We start from the raw sequence: 20,114 nt of genomic DNA on the forward strand, positions 1-20,114 counted from the left end.
TCATGGTCAAGATTGCCCGTTGGAACCACGACGGCGGGATGCAGTCCGGCTTTGTTGACGGCGGCGCCTGCTACCCGCTGCCGGCGGGCGAGGACGTGCAGAAACTGCTGGACGCCGGACTTGAGGACACGCTGGAGGTCGCACGCCGGACCATCGGTTCCGGCGCCGCTGTTCCGCTGGCGGACGTGCAGCTGCTCGCCCCGCTGGCACCTGCCACCATCCGGGACTTCGTGGCCTTCGAGGAACACGTCGAAGGCGTCCGGAAGAGCATCGACGGCGCAGCCGGCGTGGTGCCCGAATGGTACGAGGCGCCGACGTTCTATTTCACCAACCCGCATACGGTCACAGGCACGGGCGAGGTGATTGGTATTCCGGCGGGCTGCACGGACCTGGACTTCGAGACCGAGGTGGCCGCCGTCGTCGGACGCGTTCCCGGCAGTGACGGCCGGAACCTGACCGCCGAACAGGCGCACCGGCACATCTTCGGCTACACCATCCTCAACGACTGGTCCGCCCGCGATCTGCAGCGGCGGGAGATGAAGGTCAGCCTGGGCCCATGCAAGGGCAAGGACTTCTCCAACACCCTGGGACCCTGGATCGTCACCGCTGACGAATTCGAGGACAGGCATGACGCCGAGGGCTTCCTGCCGATCTCCATGGCCGTGGAGGTCAACGGCGAACAGATCGGGCAGGACCTGCTGTCCAATATGGGCTGGCCGTTCGCCGAACTCGTCGCCTACGCCTCGCAGGATTCGGTGGTGCGGCCCGGCGATGTGCTGGGCTCGGGCACCTGCGGCAGCGGCTGCCTGGCTGAGCTCTGGGGCCGCAACGGAGCCCAGACTCCCCCGCCGCTGAAAACCGGCGACGTGGTCCGCATGACCGTCGAAGGCATCGGCGCCATCGAAAACACCGTGGGTGAACGGCGCGAAGCCGTTACCCGGGTGGCTGCCCTGGTCCGCCCCCGCAACCGGGTTGTCTCCGCGGTTCCTTCAGGAACCTAGGGTGGTTTCCCTCCAGCTTGAGGGCCGGACCGTGGTGGTCACCGGCGCCGGCCAGGGGCAGGGTGCCGCGGAAGCGCGACTGTTGGCCGAGGCCGGAGCGCGGGTCATCGCCACGGACCTGGCGGCAGACATGCCTGCCGGGCTGGCTGATGCTGCCGCACTGGCCGGCGTGCCCGCGAGTCCCGGGCGATCCTTGCTGTACCGGCAGCTGGACGTCAGTGACGAGGTGGGCTGGTCAGCACTGGCTTTCTGGATCCGGTCCCAGGGCTGGCAGGTGGACGGTCTGGTCAACAACGCCGGGATCACCCAACGCAGCCGTCTCCTGGACGCTTCCGTGGCGGACCTGCAAAAGGTCTACGAGGTGAACGTGGCCGGCAGCCTGCTGGGCATCCAGGCGTTGGCGCCGCTGATGCGCAGGGGTGCTTCGATTGTGAATGTGGGCTCCGTAGCCGGCCTGACGGCGCACTATCCGGTGGCCTACACCGCCAGCAAGTGGGCACTTCGCGGGCTCTCCCAGGTGGCGGCCATGGAGCTCGGGCCACGCGGAATCAGGGTGAACATGGTCCACCCTGGCTTCATCGAAACGCCCATGACGGCGGGTGCCAAGCCCGCGTTCCGGCAGGCCACCCTCGCCGAGACCCCGCTGGGCCGGACCGGAACCGTGGAGGAGGTGGCCGGCGTCGTACTCTTCCTGCTTAGCCCGCTCTCATCCTTTGTGACGGGCGCCGGGATTCCGGTGGACGGCGGCCAGTCATCGCATGGCGGAGCCAAGTCCATCTCCGACGCCCTCCGCTGACCCCGAAAGTCAGCCCGGCAGCACCGCCGACCAGCCGCCGTCGACCATCAGGTTCGCGCCGGTGACGTACGAGGCTTCGTCGGAGGCCAGGAACAGCGCGCACTTGGCCACCTCTTCCGGCGAGCCAATCCGGCCCAGCGGGATGCTGCCGGCGATGGTCCGCATCCGGTGGTCGGGAGCGAGCAGGTTCCCTTCCGTAGCGGCGGTCCGGATCATCCCGGGGCTGACCGCATTAACCCGCAGTCCGTGGGGCGCCCCCTCGGCCGCAAGCTGCTTTGTCATCGCCACCACGGCACCCTTCGTGGCGGTGTGCGCCAGCCGTCCGTTGGTCATGGACCCGGTGACCCCTGCCGTGGAACCCACCAGCACGATGGCGGCGTTCTGCGCCTGGATCAGCTGTGGCCAGAAGTACATGACGGGCAGGAACACGACGTCCATTTCGTGTTCAACGTTCCACTTCCAGTCGGCAAAGGTGAGCTGCTCCACCGGGGCGAAACGGGTGACAGCCGCGTTGGCGTAGAGGATATGGACCTGGCCGTGCTGCGCGGCCACGTCTGACGCCCACCCGGCCACGGCTGGCTCATCCGTGAGGTCCACCCGGCTGCTGCTCATCCGGCCGCCGGCTTCGGTGACGGCCGCGACCGTGGCCGCGGCGCCGTCGTCGTCCATGTCGCAGCCCACCACAAAAGCCCCTGCCCCGGCGAAGGCGAGCGCCGCTGCCCTGCCCTGGCCGCTGGCCGTTCCGGTGATCACGGCGGTTTTGCCGGCCAGGCGCTGGCTGGTGACGGGCATCAAGAGTCCTTCCGAAGGCGTGTTTCCTCGACTTTCGCAGGGATGGGCCGGGAGCGGAACACGTCCTTGGGTCTACGTGGTATCCGCCGTGTGGATGGTCAGCGGGTGGGCGCTGACGGGGAAGAGCTCATGCAGCCGGGCGCAGGAACGCTGGACTACGGAGCGCAGCCAGATGCTGGCCGGGTCCTCCGCCTGGGACGGGTGCCAGTACATCGCCTCCACCAGGGAAACTTCGGCGTCGTCGGAGAACTCCAGCACGGCAATGTCCGCACCCCGCTGGGCCCGGGCCGCAAGCATCCGCGGGACCAGCGCCACCAGGTCCGTCCCTTCGACCAGGAGCGGCAGCGACAAGAAACCGGCCACTACCGCCGCCACGCGCCGCTGGATGCCCCTGGACTCAAACAGCTTGTCCGCCGGAGTGCTGATGCCCTCGCCGAAATAGCCGACGGCGTGGGGCACGGCTGTCAGGTCCGCCAGGGTCAGGCGGGGCTGCTGCAGCAAGGGGTTTCCGGCATCGGCGATGGCAACGAAGCTGTCGCGGAACACCGGCTTGCTGGCTCCCTGCATCTGGTAGCCAGTGGGCCCCACGAGCAGGTCGATCTTGGAGTAATCGGCCATCTGGCCCTGGATGCCGGACTTCGCCGTGGGCACGAAATCCACCGAGACCCCGGGGGCCTCTTTGCGGAGGATCCCGCGCAGCGGCCCAACGATCAGCGCCGCCGCATAGTCCGACGCCGCGATGACGAACTCCCGCTCGCTGCTGGCCGGATCAAACCCGGACCTGACGCGCGTGGCCCGCTGGATGTGGAGCATCGCTTCATCAACCAGCGGGACCAGCGACTGCGCAAAAGGCGTGAGGTCATAGGTGCGGCCGTTGCGGACCAGGAGTTCGTCGTCGAAATGGCGCCGGAGCCTGGACATCGCCGCGCTGGTGGCCGGCTGGCTCAGCTGGAGCCGCTCCGCCGCCCTGGTGATGTTCCGTAACTCCAGGAGGACCTGCAGGTGGGGCAGCAGGTTCAGGTCCAGGTTCTTCATACCCACAGGTTATCCATGCCCCCGGCTTCCAGGGGCGTGGATAACCAGCCAGCCCACCCACGGTTTCAGGTGCTCTTTGATCCAAGCTCCTGTGCAACCTTCCGGGCCCCGCGGACGGCGATGGCCACGCTCATCAGCGTCGGGTTCATGGCCGTCGCTGTCGGAATCAGCGCGTTGCCGCCCACCACGAGGTTCTCGTAACCCCAGACCCGGGACCACGGATCCGCCACGGACGTGCCGTCGTCGGTCTCCCCCATGCGCATGGTGCCCTGGTAATGCAGGCTGGAACCGTTGGGCATGAGGCGGGGCTCGGCCACGAAAACGCCCAGCGCCTTGCCCGCGCGCCGCAACCGCTCGGTGGCCTCGGCGATCTCCTTTTCTTCCCGCTCCGTCAGCGCATACTCGATGGTCATGTTGGGGAAGCCGCGGTAGTCCGGTTCGTTGTCGTCGAAGGTGACGGCGTCCTCGTAGCGGGGGTGCTTGCGCATGCCGTAGCCCATGTTGACGTAGCCCCAGCGGTTCCCGGAGTACGGCGTGCCCGGCTCCATGGGGAACGGGGTGGTCTCGGTGTACATCACCTGCACCGAGAACGGGTGCTCAGGCTCTGAGAACGGAATGCGGTTCACTGCCGCTACCGGGTCCGCAGGATTCTGCGCCCGCCGGGCCAGTTCGGCCTGCAAGTCCTCCTCCGTGGCATAACGCTGCATCTTTTCGGCGTCGAGCGCCACCGTGGAGATCACCACCGGGTGTTCGGTCAGGTAGTGCCCAAGCGCCGCCGGCCGGACGCCCGAGGCCCACAGGAGCTGCGGAGAGCGGAAGGCGTCGGCGGCCACCACGACGATGTCCGCCGCCACGAAGGACGTCTCCCTGGTGCGGAGGTCCTGGACGGTGACACCGGTGACGCGTTGTCCGTTCAGCTCCACGCGGCGGACCAGGGTGAGGTCACGGAGTTCGAACCGCCGGGACAGCGGGCTGTCCTGATCGATCAGCGGGCCGAGGACGACGTCGGCGCCCGCCCAGCGCACGGACCCGTCAGGCTGCGGATCCCCGGCCACTGGTAGGGTGCCCACGCCGTAGCCTTCGGGCAGTTCCACCCCGAACTCCTCGTCCAGGAGGGACCGGATGGCCTCCCCGACCTTCGAGTCAGCAAACGCCGCGCCGTGGACGTGCAGCAGCCGTTTGGCGTCCTCAACCAGCCCGTCCCATTCGTCATCTGCGATGAAGGGGATCTTCTCGCTGAAGGCGGGCGACGGCGTCGCGCAGGTCCAGTGCGCGCCCTGGCCGCCCACATTGGTGGCCGCAGCCGCTGCCGGGAAGGAGGAGGCGTGGGCGGAGCCCGCTCCCCCGAAGTCCAGGAGGTGCGTGCCTTGCCGGGCGGTGAACATGCCCTCGGTGACGGTTCCGGCCGGGATGCCGAGTGATTCCCGGAAGGCGCCGGCCTGGGGCCCCTGGGACATCTCCCGGGCGCGGGCCTTCTCCGCAGGGTCCGGAATGTTGCGGACGCTCTCGCCGGGTACCGCGGTCAGCTGCGGTCCGGCCTCGAACATCACCACCCGGGCCGAGGGGACCTGCTCCAGGAGCACGCGTGCATAGGTGGAACCGATGGGTCCGCTGCCAACGATGGCAATGGTGGGATGGGACATGATGTCTCCTTTGAAATCAGGCCGGGAGGGATTCGGACGGTGCATGTGGAGCGGAAACGGGTTCGTCGGAGAGGCGGCCGTGCGGGAGCAGGACTGCTGCGGCGATTCCCAGGGCATAGGCGGTGGCCAGGGCGATGAAGATGGGCGTAAAGACGGAGCTGTAGAGCTGGGCGACGCTTGCCTGGACCGCTGGCGCCGCGGCGTGGACCGATTGCGGCGTCAGCGTGGAGGCGTCAAGGCCTGCCGGCAGGGCCCCCGCAACATTGGAGCCGATCACCCCGCCGATCACCGCCGTCGCCACCGTTGACCCCACCTGCCGCACCAGGTTGATGGTGGCGGTGATGCTGCCGGTATGGCTGGCCGGGGCAGCGCCCTGGACCACTGCCACGATCAGGCTCATGAACGCCCCTGTGCCCATTCCCACTACCGCCATCACCAGCATCGGAGCCCACAGCGGCAGTCCGGCCGGAAGCAGGGCCATCACCAAAAGCCCGGCCGCCCCCATCGAGGTTCCCAGGATCGGGAAGACGCGGTACTTCCCGGTCCGGCTGGCGAGCCAGCCGGTGAACAGGTTGCTGGCCAGCATGCCGAAGACGGTGGCGATGGGCACCAGGCCGGAGACGGTGGCGGTGGTCCGGTACGCCATCTGGAAATAGGTGGGCAGATAGGCGGTAATGGAGAAGAGTCCGACGCCGATAATCGCCGAGAGTGCCAGGCCCGCAGCGATCGTCCGGTCGGCGAAGAAGTGAAGCGGGACGATGGGCTCTGCTGCATGCCGCTCAATGAAAAAGAAGGCAATGAAGCCGGCGATGCTCACCGCCAGCGCGCCTGCCGTGGCAGGGCCGCTGCTCCGCCCGGTGGCCCAGGTGGCGGCGAGTACCAGCGCCACCAGGGCGATCGTGAAGACGGCCGCCCCGGCCACATCGAAGCGGCGGGGCATCGGGCCGGGCTCGAGGTGCGGAACGGCGACCAGTGCGAGGGCAAGTGCCGCTACGCCGACCGGGATATTGATCCAGAAGACCCACTGCCAGCCCCAGTAATCGGTTATGGCGCCGCCGAGGACGGGGCCCACCAGGATGGCAATCGGGAAAGCGGCTCCGATGACCGCCATGTACCGTGGCCGTTCGCGCTGGGTGGTGACGCGGGCAATGATGGTCTGCGACATCAGCTGCAGGCCCGCCGAGCTCATGCCCTGCAGGACCCGGGCGGCGATGAGCCACGCCATGTCCGTGGCGAAGCCGCAGGCAAGTGAAGCGGCCAGGAACACCACCAGTGATGCGAGGAAGATCCGGCGGGCGCCGAGTACGTCTCCGAGCTTGCCCAGCACGGGCAGCAGCACGGTGCTGGCGAGCGTGTACCCCACCACCACCCAACTCATCAGGGTTAAGGCGCCCAGTTCGCCGGCGATGGTGGCCAGGGAGGTGGAGACCACAGTGTGGTCCAACGCTCCGAGGAAGGAGACGGTCAGCAGGGAGGCAACGAGGAGGCGGAGTCTTACAGGTGATAGATGCATTGTGATCTGCCCGAACGATCGGGCCGTCGACGCGACGTGGTGTGCCTCCGGCGAACCATCACGACGGAGAACGGGTCCGGCGGGACCCCGGCGCCGATTCCCACCCTAGCGAAACTTTGGTCTAAAAACAACATAAGAATGTCTGGAATTGACATGTCCCATCACCCTTCAGCAGCCCAGAAGATTCTGCGCCAAAGCCATGTCCTCAAGGAACTCGCCCAGGTCCGCCACCGGTTCATTCGATGAGCAGGCTTCGATGGCCCTGCGGAGCGCCAGACGCGCAGAGGATTCGTAGCGCCACGGAGCCCTCAGCGCCCCTTCTTCAGTGCAGGTCTCCACCCGGGTCAGGCCTGCCGGCTGGTCCACGGTAATTTCTGTCCGCACCTCCCCGAGGGCCAGCACCTGGAGCAGGCCGCCGGGATGCAGTCCGCCGATGGAGCTGCCTGCCAGCGTGGCAGGAAGAGAGCCTCGGCTGCCCGGCCCTGCCGGGTCCTCACGATCCAGGAGCGCGATCCTGCCCTGCGGGGCGGCAAGACCTGTCCGAAACGTCAAGGGCCCCCCGGCAAGGAAACGCGCCCAGCCAAAACCGTCGAGGATGAGGCCGTCCAACGCGGCGGCCAGCCCCGCACATTCAACAGTGATGAGGCGCGGCGGGCTGCCGCGCCTTGCGCGCAGCGCATCAGCAACAACATCGGGACGCAGGCGGGGACGCTCAACGATCACTGCCACGCCGCCGGACCACGGGTGAGCGCCTGCGGCTCCCCGCGGAAGCACCCGGGGATCGGCAAGCACCACCGCCGCAGCTCCCGCGTCCCGGGCCTCCACTAGGGCGTTCCACCAGTCGCCGGACCCGGGGACAACAACTACCGCCCCCTCGCTGTCATCGGTGGGCCCTGCGCTGATGGGAAGCTCCGAAATGGCAGCCGCATAGTCAGGCACTGCGGCAAAGACGGGCACCCGGTCCATCAAGGCATCCCTTCCAGGAACTTGGCTGCGGCAGCGTCTGCCAGATCAATCGCATAGTGCGAGTCGGCCAACAGTTCGTCGTACTCCACCGGAGCACTCCCCTGAAGAAGTGAGGCAAACAGGCGCCATTCGGCCAGATAACCGTCTTCCGGATCGCGCCGGTACTCCGTCCAATGCCCATCTGTGCTTCGCACCCGGGCGGCAGCGCTGCCGGCATGGACAAAGGCAGGCGGAAAGTCGACTTCGATGCGGTCGTGCGACGTGGTGATACACATTCGCCACACGGCATCGGGCCCCGCCGGGAGCATGGTGAGCGCCAACTGGACCAGTACTCCGCCAGCCCGGTACCCCACCAGATAGCCAACCGGCGGCACCAGCCTTGCGTAAACCACTTCATCAATGCCCGGTGCGACGTCGCGCACTGCGGGAAGATCGTGAACAGCAAGGCCGGTCAGCAACTGCCGGAGGACGCCGGCCGCCAAAGCCGGATCCTTGAGGTCCGGCAAGCCCCGCCGCACAGCCTGGAAGGGACCACCCTCGGCCACCAACCGGTGGTACCTGTCGTTCGGCGGAAGCGCCAGGGTCACGGTGATGGCCTGCACCTTGCTTCCGAGGGCCATCAGGTGGTGCTTGGCCTGCCCCCACGCGGCATCAAACAGGTGGTTTGTCCCCACCAGGAGGACGGCTCCGGCTGCCCGGCAGGCCGAGACGGCGTCCTCCGCCTCCTGCCTGGTGATGGCCAACGGCTTCTCACAGAAAATGGCGCGCTTGCCAGAGGCCAGCGCCGCCAGGATCTGTCGTGCATGCTCACCAGGCGGGCTGCAGATCACCACCGCTTCCACGGCCGGATCAGCCAGCAGATCCGCGTCCCCCTCGGACCAGCGCGCATCCACCCGCTCGGCCAGGATGCGGGCGCGCCCGCTCCCCGCATCCGCAACATGCACCACGGTGAAAAGATCCGCGAGACGCCCCAGGACCGGCAGGTGGAGGGCCGCAACGCCCGGGCCGGCTCCCAGAATTCCTACGTTCCAAGGCATCGTCGCCCCCTTCTTATGTCTTTATTATTCATAAGTTAGAAAGGTTTTAGCTATAGTCTCGGGAAATCGGCGCATTAGTAGGTCCCCGTGTGTGAGAATTGTTGCCATGACGACAGACTCCACCCTCCGCTTTGGAGCGCAGACGGATGAAGTGACGAGCCTGCTTCGGATCGTTAATCTGGTGCGAACGGGCGAGGCCACCACTCGCCCCGAAATCGGCAAGGTCACTGGACTGGGCAGGGGTGTCGTCAGCCAGCGCGTGGACCAGGCCATCTCGATCGGCTTCCTCGGCGAGGGAGACTTCGGCGCCTCCTCCGGCGGCCGCGCGCCGCGCACACTGCGTTTCCGCGCTGAGCAGGGGCGGATCATCATCTGTGCCCTGGGAGCGGCCCACATCCGGGTGGGCATCGCCGCTCTCGACGGCGACATTGTGGACCACGCACACCGCACCTGGGACATCGCCCAGGGACCCGAAAAAACCATCGACGCCGTTATGGCCCTTGTCGACGATGTGCTCAAGAAACACCCCAAGGTGCCCGCATGGGCCGTGGTGGTGGGACTTCCCGGCCCCGTCGACTTCACGACGGGACAACCGGTGGCGCCGCCGATCATGCCCGGCTGGAACGGCTTCGACGTACGGACGCCGTTTGAGGAGCGCTTCAACGCGCCGGTATGGGTGGACAACGATTCCAACCTGCTGGCGCTTGGTGAGCGCGCCCGCCGGCGCGACGCCTTCGTGGACCTCATCTACTGCAAGATCGGTTCCGGAGTCGGTGCGGGCCTGCTCTCCAAGGGCAGGATCCACCGTGGCGCCAACGGGGCTGCCGGCGACATTGGCCATGTTCGGGTTTCGGACTCCAACGTGCAGTGCCGTTGCGGCAAGACCGGCTGCCTGGAGGCAGTGGCTGGCGGCTGGGCCCTGGTGAGGGATGCCCGGCAAGCGATCGAAGAGGGCGTCGCCACCTCCCTGGCCGCGCCGGCAAAAAAGGGTGCGCTGTCGTTTGAGGACATTACCCTCGCGGCCCAGGCGGGAGACTCGCTGGCCATCACGCTGATCCAGAAGTCGGCGCGGGTAGCGGGCGAAACCATCTCGGCACTGGTGAACATGTTCAACCCCGGCGTCATTGTCATCGGCGGCGCCATCGCCTCCGCCGGCGAGGTATTCCTGGCCGAAGTTCGGCAGCGGGTTTACGAACTCTCCCTGCCGCTGGCTACCCGGGACCTCACCATCACCCTCTCGGTGAACGATGAGCGGGAGCCATTGCGCGGTGGAGCCGAACTGGCCCGTGAGCAGCTGTTTGACGTCACCTTCCCGCGCTGGTTCGCCGAGGGCCGACCGTCACCGGAACGTACCGCCGTCCCCGCCTAGTCCGCGGCGACTGCTCAGGCCACATCCCGGGAAACACTGGATATCTTCGCCCCGTCCAGGTGAAGCCGGGCCTCCCAATGGAACGGCAGGACCAGCGGGAAGCCGGGCCGCGCCTGCAGGTAGGGCACCATCAGCTGGAAATCGATGGCAACGTCATGGTGCCCGCGGGAAAGTTTGCGCCTGCCGGCCAGGACCAGCCTGTCCTGCACGAACCACCAACCGGACTCCGCCTGCAGGGCATCAGGGTGAACGTACCGGGAACCGAGCACCACCGCCATCTCCCCGGGCGCCATCGGAACGCCGTCGATCCCCACTGAGAGGCCGGCAACGCTGGAGAGCGGCATGGAGCGGATCCACGGGAGGCCGAGACGGAGCTCAAAGCCTCCGGCTGCGGCGGTCAATGCATCGTCCCGCAAGGCGGTTTCCAACATGGCCCCCATCCTTTATCCTAAATTTGACATAAGTTTGTCATTAACAGGCATAAAGGGGAAGACGCCTATGGCTCCCGAAATTCCCGGCAACTGGACTCTCTGCGCCAGCTCCTTCAACTGGACCCCGGACATCATCGCCGCACGCCAAACTGCCCCGGACATCGTCATCGGTATCGCTGACTCCGTGGTGAAAACCATTGAGCTCGAACCCGGGCTGGTGTGGCGGTCCTTTCCCGCCCCGCAGAATGACGAGGTGGATGGGCTGCGGACGTCCCTGGCGGCCAACGGCGGCCGCATCAGCATCGTTGGCGCCAGCCTTGACGACTTCACGTCTCCTACCCAACGCCGCTCCCTGCAGGAGCGCCTGGACTTCCTGGTCCCCCAGCTGCTGGCCGCCCACCGGGCAGGAGCACACGGGATCAGGCTCCCCATCGGGCAGGCGGGACCGGAACTGCTGACACTGCTGCAGCCCTTGCTGCACGAGCTTGACCTGGTGCTGTACGAAGAGATCCAGGGCCAGCAGGCTCCGGCAAGTCCCGCCGTCGGGCCCGCCCTGGAGGCGATCACCGGGCTCGCAGACGACCACGTCCGGGTGCTGGTGGACATCAGCATGCTGATGCCGGCCCTGCCCGTCACCTACCTTGAAGAGCTGCGCCGGGGCGGCATTTCCCCGGACCTGATGTCGCGCCTGGAGGGGGACTGGCGTGACCCGGCAACTCACGACGCCGTCACGGCACTGCTCCGCTCCGGGAACGTGCCGCCACGGATCCACACCCTCTTTATGAACCTGCTCATCCGCTTCGGCCGCAGCGACGCCGCGGACCTGCAAGGCATCCTCCCCCTGGTGGGTGCCTTCCACCTGAAGTTCTGGGACCTGGACGACGACGGCGGGCGGGTTTCGCAGCCCCTGCGGGACCTGGGCGGCCTCCTGCGCCGTCATGGCTTCAGCGGCACGCTCACCAGCGAGTGGGGCGGCCACGAGTGGCTCCGGGAGGACCCCACGGAGACGACACGGCAGCACCTGGCCCTGGCGGCGGAGGCGTTGGTCCAGCCTGTCGGAACCAGTACGGCGGCCTGACCCGCGCCGAACCCAACAACGGCCGGCCCTGGAATTCCAGGACCGGCCGTTCTGCCGTGGGCTGCTACTTGGTGCTGAAGGCGGCGTCGAACGCCGCTGCGGAGGGCTCATAGCTGGAGAGCCGGCGCACGAAGGCCAGCGCCTCGGGAGCACCTTCCAGGCGGTCCATTCCGGCATCCTCCCACTCCACGGACAGCGGGCCGCGGTAGCCGATCGAATTCAGCATCCGGAAGGCATCTTCCCAGGGGACGTCGCCGTGGCCGGTGGAGATGAAGTCCCAGCCGCGGCGCGGATCAGCCCACGCGAGGTGGGATGACAGCCGGCCGTTGCGGCCGTTGGCCAGCCGCTTCTTCGTGTCCTTGCAGTGCACGTGGTATATGCGGTCCCGGAAGTCCCACAGGAATCCCACGGGATCGATGTCCTGCCACACCATGTGGCTCGGATCCCAGTTCAGGCCAAAGGCCTCGCGGTGCCCGATGGCCTCCAGGGCGCGCTGTGTGGTCCAGTAGTCGTACGCGATCTCGGACGGGTGCACTTCATGGGCGAACCGGACGCCCACCTCGTCAAAGACGTCGAGGATGGGGTTCCAGCGGTCGGCGAAGTCCTGGTAGCCGGCGTCGACCATCTTTTCCGAGGCGGGCGGGAACATGGCCACGTACTTCCAGATGGACGAGCCGGTGAAGCCTGTCACCGTCTTGACTCCCAGCTTCGCGGCGAGCCGGGCGGTGTTCTTCAGCTCCTCGGCGGCACGGCGGCGGACTCCTTCAGGATCGCCGTCGCCCCACACCACGTCCGGGAGGATGCCGCGGTGCCGTTCGTCGATGGGGTCATCGCACACGGCCTGGCCCTTGAGGTGGTTGGAGATGGTCCACACCTTGAGGCCGTGGCGTTCCAGGACGTCGAGCTTGCCCTGCACGTAAGCGTCGTCGTCCCAGCGCCACGGGTCCAGGTGGTCGCCCCAGCAGGCGATTTCCAGCCCGTCGTAGCCCCATTCGCCGGCGAGCCGGGCCACTTCCTCGAACGGCAGGTCGGCCCACTGGCCGGTGAACAAGGTGATTGGTCGTGCCATGTTTCCCCTCCTAACCAGCCTGGACGGGAACGCCGGCGGCGACGCGTGTCCAGGCGGAATCATTTTCGGAACTGCGCTCGACGGCGTCGAGTACCCGCTGCACCCTCAGCCCGTCAGCGAACGTGGGATGCGGATCGGTGCCGCCCGCGATGCCCTCCACGAGGTCCTTGACCTGGTGGGAGAAGCCGTGTTCGTAGCCGAGCATGTGGCCGGCCGGCCACCACCCGGACACGTAGGGATGCTCGGCTTCGGTGACAAGGATCTTCCGGAAACCCTGGCGGTCCGCCGGCACCGTGCGGTCGTAGAACTGGACGCTGTTGAGGTCCTCCAGGTCGAAGGCCAACGCGCCCTTGTCACCGGAAACCTCGATCTGCAGCGCGTTCTTCCGGCCGGTGGCAAAGCGGGAGGCCTCGAACGATGCCAGCGCACCGGATTCGAAGCGCCCTGTGAAGATCGCGATGTCGTCCACCGTCACTTGGCCCTTGCCGGCCCCGGCAGTGCCGGACAGGCCGCTGCCTGAATCCAAAAGCGGCCGTTCCTTCACGATGGTGTCGATGGTGCCGGACACCTTTTCCAGGTTCAGCCCGGTGACGAACTGGGCCAGGTCAATGGCGTGGGCTCCGATGTCACCCAGCGCCCCGGATCCGGCGTGTTCCTTTTGCAGGCGCCACGCCAGGGGCATCTCCGGGTCCACCAGCCAGTCCTGCCGGTAGGAGGCACGCACCTGGTTGATGGTGCCCACGACGCCTTCGGCGATGAGGCTCCGCAGGAACGTGACGGCAGGAACGCGGCGGTAGGTGAAGCCCACCATCGCCCGGACACCGCGGGCGGCGGCCCGCCCGGCGGCCTCGGCCATTGCTTCGGCTTCGGCCACCGTGTTGGCCAGCGGTTTCTCGCACAGGACGTGCTTTCCGGCCTCGAGTGCCGCGATCGCTATCTCCGCATGCGAGTCCCCCGGGGTGACAATGTCGACGACGTCGATATCGTCCCGCGCGATCACCTCGCGCCAGTCGGTGGCCGACTCAGCCCAGCCCCACTTGTGTGCAGCCGCCGCCACCGCCTCCGCGTTCCGGCCCACCACCACCGCCATTTCCGGCTCGGCCGGGAGGTCGAAGACGCGCGGAGCGGTGCGCCAGCCCTGGGAGTGGGCGGCACCCATAAAGCCGTAGCCGATCATGGCCACGCGCAGGGTGTTCATGCCAGGACGACCTTGCGGTCAACCGCCACCCGGTTTCCGACGTAGCGCATGGGTGCGATCTGCATGTAGAGCAGGCGGAGCGTGAGGATCACTTCGACGTCGATTTCTTCCCCGGCGTCGGGTATGCGGTCCAGCGGGATGATGATGTCCGGCTTGTCCGCCACGAACCACAGGGTTTCCCACTGCTCGGGAAGTTCCGTGATGCTGTAGGACTTGCCTTGGAGTTCGAAGCGGAGGGCCGCCTTGGGGATCTCCACGCCGTTGACTGTTGCGGCGACGTCGTCGACCGCGGAGAGCCAGAGGCTGCGGTACCAGGGCAGTTGCACCGACACGGCGATGCCCTCGGGGTGCCTGCGGACATCGGTGTCCTGGAACAGGGAGTTATGAGTTGCCATGGGCTTTCCTTACTTGAACGTATCGACGAAGGTGTCGTGGGGTACAGGCGGCAGTGGATCGAGCGTCTGCCGGGCGGAGGGGCTGTACGGGTGGTATTCCCTGGGCACGGCTTCATCGGCGGGCGGCATGAACACCGGCTTGCCGTCGTCGCCGAAGTACATCAGGTCCAGGGCGAAGGCATGCTGGTTCTTCTCAGCGAAGCTGATCCAGTTTTCCTCGAACGGGGCCCGCAGCAGCTCGTAGCAGCGGAACTTCCAGATCTTCCATTCGCCGTCCTGGCGCAGGAAGTCCACGGCGTATTTGCACCAGACCCAGTGGGCCCAAACCTTCTTGCCCTGGACCTCGCCGGGTGAATACATGTAGTCCGGGCTGTCCTTGGCCACCTCGGGGTCCGTCAGGCCGGACTCGTTGCCGGTCATGATCCAGACACCCTTGGCGGTTTCGCCGTCGGCAGCCACTTCGATGACCGGGGTGGTGGTGTAGTGCAGGATCAGCTTGCCTTCCGGCCGCGGGCGGCCCTGGTGGTAGCGGATGACGCTGTCGTACTCCGTGTACTGGCCGGCATTGGTGTACCTGGCGCGGATGCCGGGCGTGCCGGGCTTCACCCACAGCGGGATGATCTGCTCATCCTCGAAGGCATTGTGCAGGTACATGTAGCGGTTGAACAGGTTTTCAATCTCACCGCGGTCGTTGACCCGGCGGGCCAGTTTCAGGGCCTCGGCGAGTTCATCGCGCAGGCGCTCCACCTCGGCGGCGAGGTCGGTATCGATGGCAGACATTGCACCTCCCCTAGGCCGGAACGACGGCGTCTTCGATGGCCTGACGCATCAGGGCATGCTGTTTCTTGACCAGGTCGATGGGATCGGACTCGCCGAGGTCGGCGAAGGCGTGGCCTTCCCACTCACTGGACAGGAAGCCCTGGTAGCCGCCCTTGACGAACTGCCGCACAATGCGGGGAATGTCCATGGCAGGCTCGTTGCCGTTCCCGTCAATGTCGTAGAACTTTGCATGCACATGGAACATCTGCGGCATGATGTCCAGCCATTCCTCCGGCGGGACCAGGCCGTGCATGTTGAACGCCAGGCGGGTGAACGGACCCAGCCGGGCGGGGTCGAAGTTGTTCTCCCGCAGGTAGTCCTCGAACTCCTGGTTGCGCTCCTGCATGGGCAGGGGTTTGCGCCAGATATCCTGCATGACGGCGAAGTGTTCCTCCGGCAGGCCCATCTGGGTCAGCGTGCGGAACAGGGTGGGTGAGAGGCTGTGCATGGTGGAGCTGAAGTCGGCCGTGAAGCCCAGCCGCTCGCTGCCGAGTTCGGCGTACATCTCACGGATCTGGAGGATCTTGGGATCGTTCGGACCCTGCGGGGCGTGGATCTCGTAGCCGAGCTTCTGGTCGTACTTCTCTGCCAGCGGAAGCAGCCGGCGCAGCAGCTCCTTCCCGGCGGAGCGGATGACGATCTTGTGGAAGCCGAGGGTGTTCGCCGTCTTCAGCTGGCGTGCGAAGAAGTCGTATTCCTCGTCCGGGGTCATGTCGCGGTCCTTGCGGCGGCCCATGTCCAGGTTGGTGCCCACGGCGCTGGGGGTGAGCCCGTAGCGGTCCATGCTGTCGCGCCACAGTTTCACGAAGTCGTTGTCGACATCGGGGTAGGTGCGCAGCATCTGCGCGATGTTGAATTCGACCCCGGGGCCGAGGCCTTCGTCGGCTACCGCCTTGATCAGCGTCTCCGGCGTGTAGAGCCCGGCGGCAAATTCGGAGGTGAGGGAGTAAAGGGTGATGCCAAGCTCGATTCCCGAGCCGGCGATTCCTTCTGACATGTCGTATTTTCCGTTTCTGTTAGCCGCGGACGGGCTGTGCGAGGTGGCTGTTGAGGATGCGGCGGGCTTTGGCGGCGTCGGTGATCATGGCGGAACCCGCGTCGGCTGCTGCCGAGCGCTGGATGGCCTGTTCGCCGCGGATGATCTCGAACGGGTCCTGCCAGTTGTTCCAGTGCCAGCCCTCGTATTCGCTGGAGATGGCACCGGAGTACCCGTTCTCCACCAGCTGCCGGACCAGGCCGCGGACCGGAACCGAGGGCTCTTCACCGTTTTCGTCGATGCCGAAGAACTTGCCGTGGACGTGGCGGACCCAGGGCATGATTTCCAGCCAGGTGTCCAGCGGCGCAGGACCGAAAAGCCCCGTTCCGTTGATGCCGAAGTCGATGCCCAGGTCCGGCCTGCCGTTCCGGGCAGCCAGGGCGATGAAGGCACCGAAGCGTTCGCCGTGCACCTTCTGGGTGTTGGGCGGGCCTTCGGCATAGAAGCCGTTCCAGAGGTCAACGACCTGCCGGAGCAGGTCCTCGGAGGCACCGCGGCGCCTGTACGCCTCCAGGAGGGAGGGTGCGAATCCGGTGACGGTGGCGCCCCAGTCCGCGGTGAAGCCCAGCAGCGGCGAGTCCAGTTTTTCGTACCGGTCGCGCAGGGCCAGCACGCGTTCGTGGGCGCCGTGCTGGTCCGCGTGCACTTCCAAAGCCAGGGTGACGCCGTACTGTTCGGCGACGGGCAGCAGGCTCTCCATGGCGTCCGGGGTCAGCGAGATCTGGACGCGGGCGATCGGGAAACCGAGCCGTGAGGCCACCTCGATCTGCTTGCGCATGTATTCGACCAGCTCGTCATGGTTCATGAGCCGGTCACGGCGGATGCCGGTGTCCACGTTCACTGCCAGGGACGTGGGGACCAGGTCCACCTCGGCCACCAGGTCGCGGAACCGGCCCACGAACGCGTCGTCGATGCGGTCCGGGAAGCCGCGGAGGCTGGAGAAGCCGATGACTTCAAGGCCCGGGCCGAAGCCCTCAGCCGCCACCTTGCGGATCAGGCCGTCGAGGTCGTACTGCCGGCCGTGGAAGGCCCGCGTAAAGCTGTAGAGGGTGACGCCCTGGATGGGCGTGCCGAGGCTGGTCATCGCTGTGCCGCCTTCATGGTCTTGGTGTCGTGCTCTTCGATGTGCAGCACGCCGTGGTCGGTGATGATGTACGGGATGTAGAGCTTCAGGTCCACCCGGACCTCGTGCTCCGCCTGGTCATCGCGGACGGGAACGTCGCCGGACAGCACTGCCGAATCGAGCGGGAACCACCACTCGCCGGTCTCGTTCACGAGCTCCTCAAAGCTGAACGTGCGGTTGTTCATGGTCCAGCGGAGCGAATCACCGGGCGCGGCGACGCCGTCAACGGTCAGTGCGGCCCCGGCGATGCAGGAGCCCGGCAGGGCCCGGTACCAGGGAATGCGGACTTCGACGGCCGTCCTGCCATCCTGCGTGGTGAGTGTTCCTTGCTCGATAATGCGGTCGGCAATCATCGAGACCTCCTTGTCTGCGGCATGCGTTGCCCCTTCTTCATGATTTACTCACTCTATTGCCTGAATCAGACATAAGTAAAGCGTTATTGAGGTTTTCTGCGACTTTTCGGGCGCCGCGAACGGCGAGCGCTAAGGATGTCAGGGTGGGGTTGCACGCGGTGGCGGTGGGGATGACGCCATTGCCGGCCACGAAGAGGCCGGGTACCTGCCACACCTCGCTGTCCGGCGAGCAGACGCTCTCGCCGTCGTCGTACTCCCCCATGCGCGTGGTGCCCTGGTAGTGCAGGGACGCGCCGGGAGGGAGGACGAAGGGGTGCTCATCGAGCGGTTCGCCCACAGCCTTGCCCAGGCGGACAATCTCCCGTTTGGCCCGCTCGAGCACCTCATGGTCACGCCCTGTGAGGCGGTAGTGGATACGCATGGCGGGCATCCCGTAGCTGTCCAAGGCGCCGTCGTCGAACGCCACCCGGTCCTCCCGCTGCAGGTCCTTGGCGCAGAACAGGCCCAACCCCACGATCGATCCCGGGACAATGGGATCGTCCTCGGCCAGCGGGATGGGCGAGGCGTCCAGCTGCATGATCTGGCCATGGAAGGGCGCCTCGTCGGTGTAGGGAACCCAGGCCACCCCGCTTTGCTCGCGGAGGGCACCATCCGCGGCGGCCGTCCCCTCCGGCGCCGTTACGCCACGGAGCCGGCTCGCAAACACCACCTGCGCCTGGTCATTGAGGTAGCGGCCCAGGGCACCTGGACGGATCCCGGAAGCCCACAACAGCTGCGGTGTGCGGAGGGCGTCCCCGCCCACCACGACGTACCGGGCGGCCACCCGGCGGGTCTCACCGCTGCGGCGGTCCCGGACCTCGACGCCGGCGGCGGCGCCGTCCTCCACCAGGATGCGGGTGACGAGCGACTCGTCAAAGAGCTCAAACTGGGGGTTTTCGCGGGTCACGTCCCCCATCACGACGTCGGACCCTGACCAGACGAGGCCGCCGTCCTCCCGACGGTGGACAGCAAGGGGCATCGGCTGGACGCGGAAGGCCGGCTTCCGGCCGTTGTCCACCGCCGCGGCGAGGCGTTCGCGGACCAGATCCGAAAAGGGGGCGCCGTCGAAGGCGTGCGTGGTGACGCCCAGGAGGCGGCCGGCGTCGTCAAGGAGCCCGTCCAGGTCCGGCAGGAACGGGATTCTTTCGTTCCCTCCGGGCCGGGGGCAGGCCGCCGTCCAGTGGGCGGCCATTCCGCCCACGTTGCTGGACATGGCAGCGACAGGCATCCCGTCCTCGCCGGGGAAGGCGTAGCCGTCCTGCAGCAGGTACGTTCCGGGCCGGGCGCGACGTTCCCCGCTCTTGACGGCGCCGGGAGAATTGACAGTTTCAGCCCCTGCACCGGGCCCTTCCGATGCGCGCTGGGCAAGAGTGCGGCGCTCGGGGTCCTCGATGTTCTTGACGTGTGCGCCGGGCGGGTTGCTGACGGTGGGGCCCACCTCGAACATGGCGATGGTGGCGCCAGGCGCTTCCTCGCTCAGGATCCGGGCGTAGGCCGAGGCTGTGGGCCCACTGCCGACGATGGCAACATCGACAGCGGCGGGGTACCGGTTGCTGCTCACCGGCCCGCCACCAGTTCCTGGATGCGGCGCACCGACTTTGCCGACTCGATCGTGGGGTAGTACTCAAGGCCGATGGGGCCGGTGTAGCCGCTGTTCCGCAGGTCGGAGAGCCGGGCGGACCAGTCGATGGAGCCGGAGCCCGGCTCGCCGCGGCCGGGGGCGTCGGCGATCTGGACGTATTTGACCAGGTCCCCGGCGTTGGCGAGTTCGGCGGCCACGTCTTCTCCCTCCACAGTGGAGTGGTAGAGGTCGTAGAGGACTCCGAAGTTGGGTGAGTTGACGCCCTTGGCGACATAAACGGCCTCCGCGGTCCGGTCCAGGAGGGCGCCCGGGTGGTCCACCCTGATGTTGACCGGTTCGAGGACCAGGGTGATGCCGGACCCTTCGATGTGGGCCGTGCCTTTGGTGAAGATCTCGATCAGCTCATCCAGCTGGTCCTGGCGTTTCCGGCCGCCAAAGCCCGTGCCGCTGCCCACCACGATGCGGGGGCAGCAGAGCTGCTGTGCCACCTCCACGCCGGCATCCAGTCCGGCAAAGAAAGGGGCGTGGTCCTTGGGCGGGATCATGAACTGCATCCGCGGCTCCGCCAGTTGGGCGGTCAGCTGGACACCGGTTTCCTGGAGGGCGTCCTTGAGGGCCGGAATGTCCTTGCCGGTGGGTCCCCACATTTCCACGGCGTCGAAGCCGGCGGCTGCGGCGGCGCGGACGCGGTCTGCGGCGTCGGTGCCCGCCTCGGAGAAGAGAAGGTCGATGTTGGGAGCGAGCTGGTACATAGGTGACTCCTGAAGTTGGATGATGTGTTGAAGGATGTTCGGCTGCATTGCCCCGGGCTTCCGTTTTTTGGGCGTGTTTGGCCAGGG

General features: G+C 66.9%; 20 protein-coding genes. 4 read left to right on the top strand and 16 right to left on the bottom strand.

What is annotated here, in order from left to right; genetic code table 11:
• Window positions 1-2: 2 nt before the first annotated feature.
• Both AC2JAJ_RS06840 and AC2JAJ_RS06845 read left to right on the top strand, forming a co-directional pair.
• A complete protein-coding gene (locus AC2JAJ_RS06840) occupies window positions 3-1,001 on the top strand; it encodes a fumarylacetoacetate hydrolase family protein (RefSeq protein ID WP_486416406.1) in 999 nt (332 codons plus the stop codon).
• A gap of 1 nt (window position 1,002) precedes the next feature.
• Complete coding sequence (locus AC2JAJ_RS06845) at window positions 1,003-1,797, top strand: SDR family NAD(P)-dependent oxidoreductase (RefSeq protein WP_486416405.1); 795 nt, start codon at window positions 1,003-1,005, stop codon at window positions 1,795-1,797.
• A gap of 9 nt (window positions 1,798-1,806) precedes the next feature.
• Here AC2JAJ_RS06845 and AC2JAJ_RS06850 read toward each other — a convergent pair whose 3' ends face one another.
• The 6 genes from AC2JAJ_RS06850 to AC2JAJ_RS06875 form a co-directional block, all read right to left on the bottom strand.
• The gene (locus AC2JAJ_RS06850; RefSeq protein ID WP_486416404.1) at window positions 1,807-2,589 is read right to left on the bottom strand and encodes an SDR family NAD(P)-dependent oxidoreductase; all 783 of its coding nucleotides are present in this window, start codon (window positions 2,587-2,589) and stop codon (window positions 1,807-1,809) included.
• A 72-nt stretch (window positions 2,590-2,661) separates the two neighbouring features.
• A complete protein-coding gene (locus tag AC2JAJ_RS06855; RefSeq protein WP_486416403.1) occupies window positions 2,662-3,624 on the bottom strand; it encodes a LysR family transcriptional regulator in 963 nt (320 codons plus the stop codon).
• A 65-nt stretch (window positions 3,625-3,689) separates the two neighbouring features.
• Window positions 3,690-5,267: a GMC oxidoreductase gene (locus AC2JAJ_RS06860; protein WP_486416402.1), complete on the bottom strand. Its 1,578-nt coding sequence runs from the start codon at window positions 5,265-5,267 to the stop codon at window positions 3,690-3,692.
• 16 nt (window positions 5,268-5,283) lie between these two features.
• Window positions 5,284-6,780 (bottom strand): MFS transporter, encoded by a 1,497-nt coding sequence (locus AC2JAJ_RS06865; protein WP_486416401.1) that lies wholly within the window; start codon window positions 6,778-6,780, stop codon window positions 5,284-5,286.
• Between the two features lie 168 nt (window positions 6,781-6,948).
• Entirely contained in the window at window positions 6,949-7,746 is a 798-nt protein-coding gene (locus AC2JAJ_RS06870) for a hypothetical protein (RefSeq protein WP_486416400.1), read from the bottom strand.
• A complete protein-coding gene (locus AC2JAJ_RS06875) occupies window positions 7,746-8,783 on the bottom strand; it encodes a Gfo/Idh/MocA family protein (RefSeq protein ID WP_486416399.1) in 1,038 nt (345 codons plus the stop codon). The genes AC2JAJ_RS06870 and AC2JAJ_RS06875 overlap by 1 nt, the downstream gene beginning before the upstream one ends.
• 106 nt (window positions 8,784-8,889) lie before the next feature.
• On the opposite strand from AC2JAJ_RS06875, the gene AC2JAJ_RS06880 reads away from it, so the two are divergent.
• Complete coding sequence (locus tag AC2JAJ_RS06880; protein ID WP_486416398.1) at window positions 8,890-10,152, top strand: ROK family protein; 1,263 nt, start codon at window positions 8,890-8,892, stop codon at window positions 10,150-10,152.
• Window positions 10,153-10,166: 14 nt separating this feature from the next.
• Here the strand turns inward: AC2JAJ_RS06880 and AC2JAJ_RS06885 are convergent, their stop codons facing one another.
• Window positions 10,167-10,583: a C-glycoside deglycosidase beta subunit domain-containing protein gene (locus AC2JAJ_RS06885; RefSeq protein WP_486416397.1), complete on the bottom strand. Its 417-nt coding sequence runs from the start codon at window positions 10,581-10,583 to the stop codon at window positions 10,167-10,169.
• Window positions 10,584-10,650: 67 nt separating this feature from the next.
• Here AC2JAJ_RS06885 and AC2JAJ_RS06890 point away from each other — a divergent pair, with 67 nt between their 5' ends.
• On the top strand, window positions 10,651-11,661 hold the full coding sequence (locus AC2JAJ_RS06890) for a restriction endonuclease subunit R (protein ID WP_486416396.1): 1,011 nt from the start codon (window positions 10,651-10,653) through the stop codon (window positions 11,659-11,661).
• Window positions 11,662-11,725: 64 nt separating this feature from the next.
• Here AC2JAJ_RS06890 and AC2JAJ_RS06895 read toward each other — a convergent pair whose 3' ends face one another.
• From AC2JAJ_RS06895 to AC2JAJ_RS06935, 9 genes are read right to left on the bottom strand one after another with little or no spacing between them, the layout of a single operon-like run.
• Window positions 11,726-12,730, bottom strand: coding sequence for a sugar phosphate isomerase/epimerase family protein (locus AC2JAJ_RS06895; RefSeq protein WP_486416395.1), 1,005 nt, complete (start codon window positions 12,728-12,730; stop codon window positions 11,726-11,728).
• Between the two features lie 10 nt (window positions 12,731-12,740).
• The gene (locus AC2JAJ_RS06900) at window positions 12,741-13,928 is read right to left on the bottom strand and encodes a Gfo/Idh/MocA family protein (protein ID WP_501053426.1); all 1,188 of its coding nucleotides are present in this window, start codon (window positions 13,926-13,928) and stop codon (window positions 12,741-12,743) included.
• Window positions 13,925-14,323 carry a C-glycoside deglycosidase beta subunit domain-containing protein gene (locus AC2JAJ_RS06905; RefSeq protein WP_486416393.1) on the bottom strand — a complete coding sequence of 133 codons (399 nt, stop codon included), beginning with the start codon at window positions 14,321-14,323 and terminating at the stop codon, window positions 13,925-13,927. Before AC2JAJ_RS06905 ends, AC2JAJ_RS06900 begins: the two co-directional genes overlap by 4 nt.
• Before the next feature lie 9 nt (window positions 14,324-14,332).
• Window positions 14,333-15,103 (bottom strand): nuclear transport factor 2 family protein, encoded by a 771-nt coding sequence (locus tag AC2JAJ_RS06910; RefSeq protein ID WP_486416392.1) that lies wholly within the window; start codon window positions 15,101-15,103, stop codon window positions 14,333-14,335.
• 10 nt (window positions 15,104-15,113) lie between these two features.
• Window positions 15,114-16,139: a sugar phosphate isomerase/epimerase family protein gene (locus AC2JAJ_RS06915; protein ID WP_486416391.1), complete on the bottom strand. Its 1,026-nt coding sequence runs from the start codon at window positions 16,137-16,139 to the stop codon at window positions 15,114-15,116.
• A gap of 19 nt (window positions 16,140-16,158) precedes the next feature.
• The gene (locus AC2JAJ_RS06920) at window positions 16,159-17,262 is read right to left on the bottom strand and encodes a sugar phosphate isomerase/epimerase family protein (protein ID WP_486416390.1); all 1,104 of its coding nucleotides are present in this window, start codon (window positions 17,260-17,262) and stop codon (window positions 16,159-16,161) included.
• On the bottom strand, window positions 17,259-17,654 hold the full coding sequence (locus AC2JAJ_RS06925; RefSeq protein ID WP_486416389.1) for a C-glycoside deglycosidase beta subunit domain-containing protein: 396 nt from the start codon (window positions 17,652-17,654) through the stop codon (window positions 17,259-17,261). Before AC2JAJ_RS06925 ends, AC2JAJ_RS06920 begins: the two co-directional genes overlap by 4 nt.
• Window positions 17,655-17,691: 37 nt before the next feature.
• Window positions 17,692-19,254, bottom strand: a complete 1,563-nt coding sequence (gene carA / locus AC2JAJ_RS06930; protein WP_486416388.1) for a c-glycoside 3-oxidase CarA — start codon at window positions 19,252-19,254, stop codon at window positions 17,692-17,694.
• Window positions 19,251-20,027 (bottom strand): TIM barrel protein, encoded by a 777-nt coding sequence (locus AC2JAJ_RS06935; RefSeq protein WP_486416387.1) that lies wholly within the window; start codon window positions 20,025-20,027, stop codon window positions 19,251-19,253. The genes carA and AC2JAJ_RS06935 overlap by 4 nt, the downstream gene beginning before the upstream one ends.
• Between the last annotated feature and the right edge of the window lie 87 nt (window positions 20,028-20,114).

This window comes from Arthrobacter sp. MOO21 (assembly GCF_057369995.2).

Coding starts and splice junctions, on each gene's coding strand:
- AC2JAJ_RS06840 (WP_486416406.1), top strand. CDS start 3: ATGGTCAAGATTGCCCGTTGGAACCACGACGGCGGGATGCAGTCCGGC.
- AC2JAJ_RS06850 (WP_486416404.1), bottom strand. CDS start 2,589: ATGCCCGTCACCAGCCAGCGCCTGGCCGGCAAAACCGCCGTGATCACC.
- AC2JAJ_RS06855 (WP_486416403.1), bottom strand. CDS start 3,624: ATGAAGAACCTGGACCTGAACCTGCTGCCCCACCTGCAGGTCCTCCTG.
- AC2JAJ_RS06860 (WP_486416402.1), bottom strand. CDS start 5,267: ATGTCCCATCCCACCATTGCCATCGTTGGCAGCGGACCCATCGGTTCC.
- AC2JAJ_RS06865 (WP_486416401.1), bottom strand. CDS start 6,780: ATGCATCTATCACCTGTAAGACTCCGCCTCCTCGTTGCCTCCCTGCTG.
- AC2JAJ_RS06870 (WP_486416400.1), bottom strand. CDS start 7,746: ATGGACCGGGTGCCCGTCTTTGCCGCAGTGCCTGACTATGCGGCTGCC.
- AC2JAJ_RS06875 (WP_486416399.1), bottom strand. CDS start 8,783: ATGCCTTGGAACGTAGGAATTCTGGGAGCCGGCCCGGGCGTTGCGGCC.
- AC2JAJ_RS06880 (WP_486416398.1), top strand. CDS start 8,890: ATGACGACAGACTCCACCCTCCGCTTTGGAGCGCAGACGGATGAAGTG.
- AC2JAJ_RS06885 (WP_486416397.1), bottom strand. CDS start 10,583: ATGTTGGAAACCGCCTTGCGGGACGATGCATTGACCGCCGCAGCCGGA.
- AC2JAJ_RS06890 (WP_486416396.1), top strand. CDS start 10,651: ATGGCTCCCGAAATTCCCGGCAACTGGACTCTCTGCGCCAGCTCCTTC.
- AC2JAJ_RS06895 (WP_486416395.1), bottom strand. CDS start 12,730: ATGGCACGACCAATCACCTTGTTCACCGGCCAGTGGGCCGACCTGCCG.
- AC2JAJ_RS06900 (WP_501053426.1), bottom strand. CDS start 13,928: ATGAACACCCTGCGCGTGGCCATGATCGGCTACGGCTTTATGGGTGCC.
- AC2JAJ_RS06905 (WP_486416393.1), bottom strand. CDS start 14,323: ATGGCAACTCATAACTCCCTGTTCCAGGACACCGATGTCCGCAGGCAC.
- AC2JAJ_RS06910 (WP_486416392.1), bottom strand. CDS start 15,103: ATGTCTGCCATCGATACCGACCTCGCCGCCGAGGTGGAGCGCCTGCGC.
- AC2JAJ_RS06915 (WP_486416391.1), bottom strand. CDS start 16,139: ATGTCAGAAGGAATCGCCGGCTCGGGAATCGAGCTTGGCATCACCCTT.
- AC2JAJ_RS06920 (WP_486416390.1), bottom strand. CDS start 17,262: ATGACCAGCCTCGGCACGCCCATCCAGGGCGTCACCCTCTACAGCTTT.
- AC2JAJ_RS06925 (WP_486416389.1), bottom strand. CDS start 17,654: ATGATTGCCGACCGCATTATCGAGCAAGGAACACTCACCACGCAGGAT.
- AC2JAJ_RS06935 (WP_486416387.1), bottom strand. CDS start 20,027: ATGTACCAGCTCGCTCCCAACATCGACCTTCTCTTCTCCGAGGCGGGC.